The sequence below is a fragment of the Mucilaginibacter puniceus genome (genome assembly GCF_054783175.1).
Map to the genome: position 1 here is coordinate 1 of NZ_BAAGRB010000002.1, position 14,370 is coordinate 14,370.

The 14,370-nt window shown below is 38.5% G+C and carries 6 protein-coding genes; 4 read left to right on the forward strand and 2 right to left on the reverse strand.

All coding sequences use genetic code 11. The features are described from left to right. Positions 1-464: 464 nt before the first annotated feature. Both ACYVJ6_RS06860 and ACYVJ6_RS06865 read left to right on the forward strand, forming a co-directional pair. Positions 465-4,649 carry a hybrid sensor histidine kinase/response regulator gene (locus ACYVJ6_RS06860; RefSeq protein WP_460693307.1) on the forward strand — a complete coding sequence of 1,395 codons (4,185 nt, stop codon included), beginning with the start codon at positions 465-467 and terminating at the stop codon, positions 4,647-4,649. A 22-nt stretch (positions 4,650-4,671) separates the two neighbouring features. Beyond that, a complete protein-coding gene (locus tag ACYVJ6_RS06865) occupies positions 4,672-6,810 on the forward strand; it encodes a TonB-dependent siderophore receptor (RefSeq protein WP_460693308.1) in 2,139 nt (712 codons plus the stop codon). A gap of 69 nt (positions 6,811-6,879) precedes the next feature. Here ACYVJ6_RS06865 and ACYVJ6_RS06870 read toward each other — a convergent pair whose 3' ends face one another. Beyond that, positions 6,880-8,613: a RagB/SusD family nutrient uptake outer membrane protein gene (locus ACYVJ6_RS06870; RefSeq protein ID WP_460693309.1), complete on the reverse strand. Its 1,734-nt coding sequence runs from the start codon at positions 8,611-8,613 to the stop codon at positions 6,880-6,882. A gap of 11 nt (positions 8,614-8,624) precedes the next feature. Then, complete coding sequence (locus ACYVJ6_RS06875; RefSeq protein ID WP_460693310.1) at positions 8,625-11,765, reverse strand: SusC/RagA family TonB-linked outer membrane protein; 3,141 nt, start codon at positions 11,763-11,765, stop codon at positions 8,625-8,627. A 282-nt stretch (positions 11,766-12,047) separates the two neighbouring features. Between ACYVJ6_RS06875 and ACYVJ6_RS06880 the strand changes: the two genes are divergently transcribed. Both ACYVJ6_RS06880 and fucP read left to right on the forward strand, forming a co-directional pair. Next, positions 12,048-12,932, forward strand: a complete 885-nt coding sequence (locus ACYVJ6_RS06880; RefSeq protein ID WP_460693311.1) for an AraC family transcriptional regulator — start codon at positions 12,048-12,050, stop codon at positions 12,930-12,932. Between the two features lie 151 nt (positions 12,933-13,083). Further along, complete coding sequence (gene fucP / locus ACYVJ6_RS06885) at positions 13,084-14,364, forward strand: L-fucose:H+ symporter permease (protein ID WP_460693312.1); 1,281 nt, start codon at positions 13,084-13,086, stop codon at positions 14,362-14,364. Positions 14,365-14,370: the final 6 nt, after the last annotated feature.

The following is a 14,370-nucleotide window of genomic DNA, read 5'->3' on the forward strand; positions in this document are numbered from 1 at the left end:
CTATCAAACGTGCTTAGCCGTTATTTTATGGTGGGCCTTAGGGCCACCTTCCAAAAATGGGGCGGAAGGCCGCAACGCAACGGGAAAGAGTTGAAACGTAAAGGCGACGGTAGTTTTATTTATTAATAAGCCTAAAGTTATTATTCATATTGCCGATATTTTCATTTGTTTTGATTGCTTTGGTCACCATTTTATAACTGAAATCATATAACTACCTGATTATCTGTGGTGCTTCACTTTTTGTATCGGAAAGTAGATAAAAACTCGGAATATCACTCCCATTTTTATATTACCCATTTAATAATAACTATTATAATACGGACAATAATAATTGCATATAGGTTTTCTTTATTGGAAAACATCAAGCGTTTCACGAAATTATAGTAAAAATTGCTTGAAACATTTCTGTTATCTTAGTTACCTTCAAACATTTAATACTATTTTGCCATACTCTAATTAATAAAATGGTCAAAAAGATTGTTATAGCTTTTATGCTGGCTTTTACGTGGCAAAATATAGTAATAGCACAGCCAAATATTAATATAACTACTTTAAATGGCATAAACGGGCTTTCGCAAAATACCATAAATTCACTGTATAAAGACCATTATGGATTTATGTGGTTTGGTACTCAGGATGGATTAAATAAGTATGACGGTTATAAAGTTACCGTATACAAGCATAATATCCACAATCCACAATCCTTGCCGGCCAATCATATTACGGCTATATGCGAGGATAAATATGGTAATTTATGGGTAGGTACGCGCACCGCAGGTATTAGCCGATTTGATCGCTCTCGTGATATTTTTTTAAATTTTAAAAATTCAGCATCCAATTTAGCATCTATAAGCAGTAATTCTGTTACTGCTGTTTATAAAGATAAAAGTTCAAACCTGTGGATAGGCACAGCTAATGGATTAAATCTTTTCGACGCGAAATCAGGTAAGTTTAAAAGATATACAAGCATTGCTAAGGATCCTACAACCTTAAGCGACAAGACCGTTACAGCTATTTTTGAGGATGCCCAGCAGCGGTTATGGATAGGTACATCACATGGCTTAAATTTATTAGACAAGAGAACCGGAAGATTTAAAAGATATATTGATGCGCAAAAAAATGGTGGAAATTTTATAAATTCAATATGCGAAGATGATAACCATCAATTATGGCTTGGTACTTACCAGGGGTTAAAATGGTTGCATATTGATAAGGGTACTTTTTCTTACTACCCGGTTGAGGAAGATGTTTATTCGGCCGATGGTGTTAACCCTGTTTTTACCTTGCAAAAAACTAAGGGGAATAAAATTTGGCTTGGCACCAATACCACTTTGCAAATGTTTGATGCGGGCGCGAAAAGACTGGTACCTATAAATAATAAAACCTTTGAGGACAACCAAATGCCTAATGACGGTATTTATTCAATGTTGGAAGATGCCGGCATATTATGGATAGGCACTACAAGTCAAGGCATTTTAAAATACGATAAAAATCTGTCCTTGTTTCCGGCTTTTAATACCTCGTTTACTCGCATGCCCTCAGCAAAAAATATCATAAGGGGTATAGCAGAAGATAAAGTAGGTAATCTTTACCTGGCAACAGATGCCGGATTGGAGTATTATAATAGAAATAGCGGTATTCATAACACCTATTTACACTCAAAAAAAAATAAAAATAGCTTACTTAGTAACTATGTATCAGCCGTTATTGTAAGCAAAAAAACCGGCATGGTTTGGGTAGGTACTTACAGCAGCGGTCTTGACAAATTTGACCCAAAAAGCCACAGTTTTACTCATTATACAGCTGAAAACCCTAACCAGCTAAGCAGTAATTATATATTTACATTACTTGAGGACAGTAAAGGAAACATTTGGGTGGGCACAGATGCTGGCTTAAATGTAATTGATAAGACAGGCAAAGTAACTGTTTACTTAAATAATTCGGGTGGTAAAGGCAAGATAGAAGAAGATATTATTCAGGCATTATTTGAAGATAAACAGGGAAACATCTGGATTGGAAATTATACCAATGGAATAAGCATTTTTAACCCGGTCAAAAAATCTTTCACTTACCTTAATACAAAAAACAGTAAACTTAATAGCGATGTTATCAGCTCGCTTTATGAAGATAAGGAAGGAAATATATGGGTTGGAACAATGGAGGGCGGATTAAATTGTTATAATATAAAGCTTAAAGAGTTTACCGCTTTTTATACGGAGCAAAATGGGTTAATAAATAACACTATTAACTATATTACCCAAGGCAGCAAAGGTTTTTTATGGCTAACTACTAACCAGGGTATAGTTCGTTTTGATCCTATCAAAAAAACTTATAGAACTTTCAGTACAGGTAACGGGCTTAAAACATTAGAATTTAATATCGGGTCAGGCATCCGTCTGCATAATGGAGAACTGGCTTTTGGCACAATCAACGGATTTAATATAATTAATCCACAACAGCTTAATTTTAATTATCACTCACCATCTGTTGTACTTACTGATTTTGAATTATTTAATAAACCAGTAACTGATTACTCAGGTAAATTACCTTTAAAACAAACCTTGTTAACCAGTAAAAGTGTAACCCTAAATTATGACCAATCCATATTTTCGATTGCTTTTGCTGCTTTAGATTACACCTTACCCAGTCAAAATAGCTATGCCTATCAATTACAGGGTTTTGATGAAGAATGGCGTACGGGTAACCAGCGTAAAGCCACTTATACCAATTTAGATCCAGGTAAATATATATTTAGAGTAAAGGGCTCAAATAACGATGGTGTATGGAGCAAAAATATTGCAACACTTGTTGTTATTATCAAACCTCCTTTCTGGATGACCTGGTGGTTCCGTAGTTTGTGCATACTTTTTGTATTAGGTGGGGTTTACACGATTTATTATTTAAGGGTACGTTATTTAAATAGGCAAAAAGATGAATTGCAAAAGCAGGTAAAAGAAAGAACTCTTGATTTACAGCTAGCAAATAATGAGTTACAAGTACAAACAGAAGAATTGCAAGAACAATCTGAAGAATTGATGTCAAAAACATCTGCTCTGGAGCAAATGAATGAAGAGCTTATCAGGCAAAAAGCACAGGAAGAGCAAGCCAGACGAGAAGCTGACAAGGCTAACAAAGCCAAAAGTACTTTCCTGGCAACCATGAGCCACGAAATACGCACCCCAATGAATGGTGTATTAGGTATGGCATCGCTGCTTGCTGAAACAAAACTTGATAATGAGCAACGAGAATATACAGATGCTATTCTTACAAGTGGCGAATCATTATTAAATGTAATTAATGATGTGCTGGATTTTTCAAAAATCGAATCAGGTCACATGCAACTTGACCCTCACGACTTTGAGTTACGAAAATGTATTGAAGATGTACTTGAATTGTTTTCATCAACAACTTTTCAATCAGGTATTGATTTGATGTGTCATATTGATAACAATGTGCCAATATTTATCAATGCCGACAGTTTTAGACTTAAGCAGGTATTAGCCAACCTGGTAAGCAATGCCATAAAATTTACCTCAAAAGGCGAGATTGTAATAACCGTGACGGCAAATGTTTACGATACCAACCAGTTAAAATTATTTTTTACAGTTAAGGATACAGGTATAGGTATAGCCGAAGACAAGATAAATAAACTATTTAAGGCATTTAACCAATTAGATTCATCAGTAACACGTAAGTATGGGGGCACCGGCTTAGGATTGGTCATAAGCGAGCGGTTGGTAAGGTTACAGGGAGGTACAATAACTGTAAAAAGTAAAATTGGCATTGGCAGCACTTTTTCATTTGATATTATGTGTAAAAAAAGTACTGCACCTGTTCAGGCACCTATCGGTAATACATCAATATGTGAAAATAAAAAAGTATTAATAATTGATGATAACTCAACAAACTTACTTATTCTGGATGCTCAATTAAGTAAGCTCAAGATGAAAGTAATTGAGGCGTATTCGGGACAAAGGGCGTTAACTATTTTGCAGGATGTTAAGGATATAGATATAATTATAACCGATATGCAAATGCCCGATATGGATGGAGTTGAAGCCAGCAAAAAAATAAAGGCTATATATCCAGATATCCCCATTATTTTACTAAGTTCAATAGGTAACGAAGTCCAAAAAGAACATCCCGGCCTGTTTGAGTACGTACTTACAAAACCTGTTAGACAGCAGGCTTTGTATAATACTATTGAGGCTGTGTTACAAAAGCCACAGGGTGGTAATAACTTACAAACAAACGTACTATCAGCAGATTTTGCAAATAAATATCCATTGAGGTTGTTGGTAGCCGAAGATAACCCGCTAAATCAAAAATTAATTTTACGTGTGCTTAATAAGTTAGGCTACCGGCCCCATTTGGCTAATGATGGCCAGGAAGTATTAAATAAATTGAAAGAGCAAACATTTGATGTCATATTAATGGATATACAAATGCCAAATTTGGATGGCCTGCAGGCTACAAAATCAATAAGGCAAACCTACGGGGATAAGCCTTTAATTTTGGCACTAACGGCCAATGCAATGAACGATGACAAGGAAGCGTGTTTAAAAGCCGGTATGAACGGTTATTTATCAAAACCTTTAAAATTGAAATTGTTGGTAGAAGCTTTAGCTAATTTTTACCCAAATATTTAATTTTGTATTACCTAATACCCCTATGAAAATTATACGCTGTTTGCTTTTATTAATGATGACGTGTTTAAACGCGTTTTCACAAAAGGATACAGCCACGCTTCAAGATGTTACCATTACCGGTATAAAAGTTAAAACTGCCACTGCTACTAAAACCTTATTAAAGGTGCAGGACATTCCCCAGGCTATCAGTGTAATAGGGCAGAAAGAAATAAGAGAACAGTCAGCCTTTGATTTGACTACTATTGCTCGTAACATTAGCGGACTTAATTTTACAGGGAGCTATAGTGGCTCCGGCTCAGCACAATTTTTTAATGCACGTGGTTTTGATTTAAATGATGCGCAAAATTATCGCTGGAACGGTATGATGATATGGAACTGGGGGAATAATTATGACGATAATATTGAGCGGGTTGAATTTTTGAAGGGCCCCACATCCATTTTATATGGTGATGTTACCCCGGGTGGCGTGCTCAACTTTGTAACTAAAAAACCGCAGCATGAGTTTATGGCTAATGTGAATTTAAAAACAGGGTCATGGGGATTAATCAGGCCCTCGATTGATATAACAGGGCCATTAAATGCTAAGCGGACACTGCGGTATAGGTTAAATACAACATTCCAATATTCAAACAGCTTCAGAGACCAGGTTTCTATGCGGAAAGAGTTTATATCGCCATCTATTTCTTGGGATATTACATCAAAATTATCCCTAAATGTCGAAGCAACATTCAGAAGTTCGCGTAATACCGATGATGCCGGGTTAGTCTCACCGGATGGCAGCATCAGCGGTTTAAAAAAGTTAAGTCCTTCGTTATATCTTGGAGAATCAAGCAGGCAGTACTTATATAACGACCAGGGATACTTTGCTACACTAACTTATGAGTTGAGTAAAACCTGGCGACTTAAAGCCACCGGCTTTTATGCCAACTCAACCAACAGGCCTTTTGGTATCTGGTTTGATCAACCTGAAGACGATGGAAAGTTTGCACGCAGGGAATATGCTTTGTATCAAAAATCACGTAATGGCACAGCTTCATTAGAAGCTAACGGCACTTTTTTAACAGGCTTAATAAAACATAATGTTTTAATAGGTGCCGAGTACCAGTCAACCCGTTATAGATATACCAATATTGGAACCTTAAGCTTGCTTGATAGTAGCAATATTTATCAACCAATATATAGTCAAACCCCCTCAATTGAGCCCATCAATTCTCCTTACCAGCCATTTGTTTCGCTTATTGAACGCCGTGGAATTTATTTGCAGGATCAGGTAATGCTATTTAATGAAAAGCTTCATGTTTTATTGGGCTTAAGGGCAGGCTCAACCAGGCAGGGCAATCATTATTATCAACAAGAGTTGCCCGGAACTGATTATGAAGGTTATGTTGATAATATAATTTCTAAAACCATATATACCCCCCGGGTAGGTTTGGTTTATAAGCCCTGGGCATGGAACTCATTTTATACATCATGGTCAAAAGGCTATGAAATAAATTCGGCCGATATCTTCGCAAAAAACTTTGCTGATTATACGACACCGCCTGCTACAATAAGCACACAGATAGAAATGGGATCAAAAGCAAGTTTACTTAATGACAGACTGGGGGTAACTGTCAGTTTGTTTGAGATAAATAAGCAAAACCCTTATGGTTATGTATATCTGGACCCTGCCAATCCAAATTATGATGAATACAATGTTTACTACCAGGGCCACCACAGAAGCAGGGGAGTAGAGGTGGAAGCTACCGGACGATTGAACAGCGAGATATCTATAACCGCCGGTGCGGCTTATACGCAAACACGTGTAATAAATGACCCAGGTTATCCAGCCGGAAATAAATTGCCCGGTGTGCCAAAATATACAGTTAATGGATGGGTCAATTATGAACCTGCGACATTTTTAAAAGGGTTAACTTTAGGAACCGGTATATTTTATAAAGACAAGTTTTTTTCAAGCATTGCTAACAACCCCAAACTTGAAATACCTTCGGGTTATACCTGGGATGCAGCAATAGGATATGGGTGGAAAAAGATCAGCGCTCAATTGAATGTAATGAATATTACCAACCAGGTAAGTTATTTAAACCCATGGCAATTTAACCTTTTTGATGTTAGGCCATTAAGGCAGTTTGTTGTTACTTTAAATTATAAAATTAAATAAGTTTTCTGTTTCTCTTTAACGAAAGAGGCGATTCCATTTCTGAAATCGCCTCCTTGTAATCATATTTATTTAATATCCGGGAGTTGGTGTTAATTGAGGATTACGTCTTAACTCGTCCCTCGCTATAGGAAGAAGGCTTTTGTAAGCCTGAAAAGTTCCTGTTTTATCCAGCAACATTACTTTTGAATACGTCTTTACCCCGGTCGTTACATCTTTAATTACATCAAAACCGTAAATTTTAGCATTCTCAGTAGTGGTGGCTATTCCCCAACGCCTCACGTCAAAGAAACGGTGCATCTCAAAAGCCAGCTCAACTCTTCTTTCATTATAAATCCGTTGTCTTAATGCTTCTCCGGTAACCGTAATGGGTATGTCTGGAAGATTAACACCTCCACGGCGTCTTACTTTATTGACATATTCTCTTGCGGTAGCCTCCTCGCCCAACTCAAATTTGGCTTCTGCATAATTCAAGTAAATTTCTGCCAGCCTGAAAAACGGCCATTGGTTCACTTGCGGAGTTGCTGAGTTGATTGGGCCCGACGAAGGCATAAACTTTTTCATAACTGTGTTAGTCCGGGGATTGTCGCCTGTCTTTTTATACGAATCAAATCCCCATGTAGTACCATCTGATGAAACCCACATTTCCATAGCCGGAGGTGCGCTGGGGGTTGCGCCGGGATTGAAAACGGTACCGTCATGAATCACTGTGGCCTCAAGTCGCGGATCACGGTTAGCCCATGGATTTTGCGGATCATAACCTGATAAAGGATTGACTGTACCATCCGGCAGGTATGGAGGTATTCCGTTAGTCATATCGTATGAATCAATTAGGTTTGCAGTGGGCCCGCCGCTACCCCACCAACCGCCATAGGCTCCGAAACGGCGATTTAAATGATCCATGGGTGCATTGTGACCGTTGGCTGCAGAAAACCCTCGCGAATAAATCACCTCATTCTGTACATCGCCCTGTTTCATTTCAAAAAGTTTTTGATAATCGGGATATAGCGAATAGCCGCTATTTAAAAGCGCCTCTGCAGCATCTGCCGCTTTTTGCCATTTCTGAAGGTCTTTAGCAGGACTAAATAATGGAGACGCGGCATATAGATAGGTACGTGATAACAGCGCCTTGCAAGCATCCCCGGTAGCCCTTCCGTAATTCGCGTCATTTGATGGATATTTAGCAGGCAGATCAGGTATAGCTTCATTCAGATCTTTTGCAATAAACGCAACACATTCCTCAAAGGTGTTTCTTTTAAACGCAGCCTCGTCACCCAGTTGATAAACTTTATCTACAATAGGAACACCCCCAAACCTTTCAATAAGATTGAAATAAAGAAAGGCTCTCAAAAACTTGGCTTCCGCAATCATCCTGGTTTTATTAGGTAAATTAACGGTAGTTGTACTCGCGTTTTCCAGGAATACATTGATCTTACGCATATATTGGTACGCGAAGTTCCAATTATACATGTAGCCGTTTTGCACCTCCCAAAAACCCCCAACATTTGCTCCTAATGATCCGACATTGTCAGGATTGTAAGTGTTGAGTTTAAAAAGGTCGCCACCGCAACAGGCAAGGCTGTTATAAGTTTCATCCGTATACTTGGAATACGCCATACTTACGTTAAAACCATGAACCTGGGAGTTGTAAAGTTCGTTGTGGTATGCTTCTATGAGCTTCGGATCGCTCCAAACAGCTTCATCAGCAAGACGGTCCTGAGGTGAGATGTCCAGGATGTTTTTCTTACATGACATGCTGAACATTACAACTAACACTACAGGTAGTATTATTTTAATTGCTTTCATCGTTATAATTTTTAAAATTGTAGATTAACACCAAAACTTAAGATCTTCAGTGGCGGATAGGTTGTAAAACCTCCGGACAATTCAGGATCTCTCCATGAAATTTCTTTTGACCAGGTTAGTAAATTTGTTCCATTAACAAATGCACGGAGATTACTAACGCCTATTTTTTTGATTAAATCACCCCTAAAGGTATAGCCTAATTCAACGTTTTTTAGCCTAACAAACGTAGCATCATACAGGAAAAAGTCCGTTGTGCCTGGTTGCCAGTTATTGGCACGCGGCATAGTAGCGCCCTCCTGGTTATTTACGGTCCAACGGTTAGTCGCCCTGTAAACAGTGGCATTATCCAAATCTGTTAAACCAAACTCGTCTAAAGTGCCATCATAAGTATACGCTTGGGCTTGTCCCTGGAAAAACACGGTTAGGTCAAAGCCCTTGTATTGGAAATTGGTGTTTAGGCCAAACAAGTATAATGGCGTTGGAGATTGGTTGGTTCTATAACGGTCATTTCCGTCAATCTTGCCATCATTGTTTAAGTCAAGTACCTTGATATCACCTACCTGGGCCCCGGTACCATGCGGGTAGCTATCCAGTTCTGCCTGGGTATTGAATATCCCGTCAGATTTGTAATAAAGCCCACTACCAAGTGGCACACCGGTGTTTCTTTGGTAATCATATGCAGGCGGCACTTCGTCCATAAATACGATCTTGCTTTTGGCATAACCCACGTTTCCACTAATTGAATATGACAAATCTCCAACCTTGTTGCGATGTGTCAATTCCACTTCAAATCCGCTGGAATTCACCTTTCCTATATTTTGGTCGGGTATTGCAGGGAAACCAAACACGCCGCTAACTGAAAGATTGGGCCTGAGGAGAAGGTTTGATCGCTTTTGGTTCCACACGGTAATATCCACATCAAGCATCCTGTTAAATAAAGTAGCACTCAGTCCAAAATCCAGTTTTTTGCTCACCTCCCAGGTAATATTAGGATTGGGTAGGGTACTGGAGTAAACACCCGGTACAGTAGTGCCGCCAAAAACATAATTATTCCCCAATTGGAAAGCCTGTAGGTATTGGAAAGCCGCCACCTGATCATTACCAAGTTCGCCGTACGTAGCCCTAAGCTTTAAATTATTGACAAACTTCACATCCCTCATGAAATTTTCCTCAGATATTATCCATCCTGCAGATACATTTGGGAAAAATCCATATCTCTTATTCTGAGGGAAAATAGGCGAGCCCTCATAGCGGAATGTGGCTTCCAGCAGGTATTTGGATTGGTAATTATAATTGAACCTGCCAAAGAAACTATTGTAAGATCCCGCGGAAGCGTTACCGCTGTTGTTTAAATCTTCCGGTCTGGTACTTCCCGCATTGATCTGCGGTAGTACTGCACTAAGGAAATTCCTGCGGTAAGCCGATGCATACGTATTGGAATTTGTCTGTTGCTCGGTACCTACCATTGCTGCAATATTATGATTCTTCGCAATTGTTGTTTTGTAAGATATCCTGAAATTGGCAAGAGTAGTGATCCATCTGTCGTATCTATCGGTAAGCGATATTGGCGTATTTGCTTCTGTACGATCATACTGCTGAGTTTGTACATTGTATACATGCCAATAATGCGGTTGGGAAAAGTTTTTTTGGAACTGATTTCTAAAATCATAATTATAAGAAGCGTCCAATACCAGCCCCTGTACATGAGGTACTTTAAAAGATGCTGTAAATGATGTAGTTATTGGGTCATCATTCCATCTATTATACCCTCTCCGGTCTGAAAGAAGCGGGCTGTTATCGAATCGGCCCCCGGCAAGCAACCCGTTAGGATATATTGCAGGCAGTGTTGGATTTGCCTGTAATATGGTTACAAAGTCTGTTCCATTTGATTCAGACCGCTCCCTGAATACTCCGGCGATATTGGCACCTACAGTTAAATACTGTGATAGATCTGCATCAATCCTTACCCTGGCATTATACTGTTTATACTTGTAAGGTTGATTTCTGTAATTACTACCCTGACTGGAAGATCCGAAAGAAAGCAGGTATCTCACTTTGTCAGATCCTCCACTTGCCTGGAAATTCAGTCTTTGCTGGGGTGTGTTTTTATTTAACGATAAATTTGCCCAGTCAGTATTCGGGTATAAAATGGGGTCGGAGCCATCGCGGTATTTCTGAATCGCCGCATCCGTAAAGAAAGGATTGAAGCCGGTCGCAGGTCGGCCCTGGAGGTAGTACTGGGTTTCATTAAAAACCTCAGCAAAAAGTGCCGCATCCATCATGTCCGGAACCTTGGTAGGGTTAGTAATACCATATACATAGGAGAAATTATAAACGGTTTTACTTTTTGATCCCGGTTTTGTGGTAACCAAAACTACGCCATTGGCGGCTCGTGCACCATATATAGCTGCTGAGCCATCTTTCAATACGGTTATACTCTCAATATCTTGCGGGTTAAGCGTTGAAAGAATGCCTGTGCCACGCGGTACCCCGTCAACTACAATAAGCGGATTGTTGTTGCCAAACGTACTTGCACCCCGGATGACAATGTCAAGGTTCTCTGATCCGGGTACTCCATTACGCTGATTAACGATCAATCCAGGCAGCCTACCCGCCAGACTGGTTGCAACATTTACAGACTGGTTCTTAGTAAGGTCTTCACCTTGTACTTTAGCTATTGATCCTGTAAGTGTTTCTCTTCTTTGAGTACCATAACCTACAACAATAACCTCGTTAAGTGAGCTTACTGATTCTATTAATGTAACATTAATTGTTCTGGAGGTGCCTACTGTTATTTCCTGCGTCTCAAAACCGATCATCGAAAATGACAATACAGCTGTTGCATCAGGCACTGATATGGTGTATTTACCATTTACATCCGAAGTTGTGCCGGTAGTAGCATCTTTAATTTTAATAGTAACACCCGGTAGCGGTTGCCCGTTATTATCGATTACTGTACCTGTGATAATTTCAGCTACGGGTTTGATATTTGTGATCGAAATACCTTTTTTAAACAAATTGTAGCTGGTGGGTTTGTTTGCAGCAGTTGCAGTTATTGCAAATATTAAAATTGGACATACCAGCGTGGGCACGAGCAAATTTTTTGACAAAAAAAGCCCTGCGCGCGGCATGGCCTGCGTTTTAAGTTTCATAATTTTCTTGGTGTTTTTGGTTTTTTTACTTGGTTTGTGGATATAGCCCAAGGCTATAGCCAATCTTATTCCGTTAGGAGTTTAGTTTTTTTTAAGTCATAGGCATTAATTTATTAGTTAATAATAGTTGCCGCGCTATTAGGGGAATTGCGGCTATAATTGGTCATTCAAATAAAGTATTTATTAATTATTAATAATTTCAGGAAATTACCTTATTATTGAGGAATATTACCATCAAATAACATTATTATAATTGTAGTAGGCATATAATACTTATAATAAATGAAGCCAGAGTTACTAAAAATACCAAATCCATCCTCACAATCATTTAGCATCAGGCAGGATAGGCAGGCTAATATTAATAGCAGATGGCATTACCATCCGGAAATTGAGTTGATTTATTTTCATAAAGGTTCAGGAATGCAGTTTGTAGGGGATAGCATTAAGAGATTTGAAAAAAATAACATTGTTTTAGTAGGATCAAACCTGCCGCACTATTGGAAATACGATATAGATACTTTAGAGGATGGCACAGAAAAGCCTTACGCTACTGTAATGCATTTTTTTGAAGACTTTTGGGGGCGTATGTTTCTTGATTTACCCGAGAATAAAATAATTAAACATACGCTGGAACGGGCAAAAAGAGGAATAGAGGTTTCTGGAAATCAAGAAACAAAAATTGTTGCTCTGATTGAGCAAATGGTTAATGCTGAAGGCTATTGCAGAATTACTTTATTGATGGAGACATTGGCTTTAATTGGCTCTGTTAATTCATCAAAAACACTGTCATCTATAGGGTTTAAATATAATTTTGAGGAAGTGGATCAATATAGAATAAACTTAATATATGATTATTCTTTTGCGCACTTCAAGGATAAAATTTTACTGGAAGAGATTGCTCAGATTGCCAATTTAACACCCAACTCATTTTGCAGGTATTTTAAAGCAAAAACCAGGAAAACTTACCTGCAGTTTGTTAACGAAATAAGGGTGGGCCACGCCTGTAAATTACTTATTGAAGATGAGATCAGTATAAAGCAAATATGTTATGAAAGCGGTTTTAATAATTTCTCATCGTTTCATGCTGCATTTAAATTAATAACCGGTAAAACACCCTTAAATTACAAGCAAAGGTTTATATCAAAAGCCGTTTTTAACGAGCATTAATAGAAGGGTTTAATATAAAAGTTTAATAACAATATGCTAAAATCTCGCAACTTTATGGGTAATATCTCATAATAAAATGGTAATTCTCTGAAACTTTAAATAAAATTTAAACCCTTATTTTGGAAACCAATCATTTATCGCCAATTATAAAATGTCTAAAAATCAAGAGGTATTAGGATTCATCCCAAGGGGTAGTATAGTTTCGTTTTCTTTAGTAACCATGTTATTCCTTATTTGGGGTATACCCAATAACATGAATGATGTGCTTATCAAGCAGTTCATGAAGTCGTTTGAATTAACAAGGTTCCAGGCCGGGCTAATTCAATCAGCGTTTTATATGGGCTATTTTATATTGGCCGTACCATCAGGCCTGCTTATAAAACGCTACTCGTATAAGGTTGGCTTGTGTGTAGGATTGTTACTTTTTGCTGCGGGGTGCTTCTTGTTTTGGCCGGCAGCTATAGCCGGTAAATATGAATATTTTTTATTCGCCTTATTTGTTATTGCTTCGGGATTAACATTTTTAGAAACCGGTGCTAATATTTTTATTGTGGAAATGGGCAAGGCAGAATCGGCCGAACGCCGTCTTAATTTCTCGCAGGCATTTAATCCCATAGGTGCAGTATTAGGCGTATTGTTAGGTACGTTATTTATTCTTTCGGGCATAGAACATGATCCCGCAAAAATTGAAGCTCTAAAGGCAGCACATCAGTATGAGAGTTATCTTAAAGAAGAAACCATGCGTGTAGTTACCCCTTACCTGGTATTGGGTGGTTTCGCTGTATTATGGTGTATTTTCCTGGCTATATCTAAATTCCCGGTTAGTCGTGACGAGGTAAAGGAGGATGATCATAAATCAAACGTTAGGGACCTGATAAAATTTCCACATTTTTATAAAGGTGTTGTTTCGCAGTTTTTTTACTGTGGTGCACAAACTTGTACCTGGAGTTTCTTTATTACCTACGTGCAAGATTTTACAGGGCAGCCCGAAAAAGTGGCGGGATATTTTCTTACCGGAACGTTAGTAGCATTTGGGGTAGGGCGTTTCTCGGCTACATATATCATGAAGTTTGTTGATCCAAGTAAGTTAATGGGTCTATATGGTGTAATCAATATTGTGTTGGTGGGTATAGCCATCTTATTCCCGGGTATAATTGGTGTTTGGGCCATATTTTTCACCAGCTTTTTTATGTCGTTAATGTATCCAACCAACTTCGCCTTAAGTATTCGCGAATTGGGCCAAAATGCAAAAATGGGTGGTTCAATAATGGTGATGGCTATTGTAGGCGGTGCGGTATTGCCGCCATTAATGGGATATATAGCCGAAGCATCACATAGCATGGCGATTGCTATGGTTATACCGCTTGTAGGGTACTTGTATATCACTTATTATGCCTTATCAGGTTCAAAATTAAAATCGGTAACTGCATAGTATCCA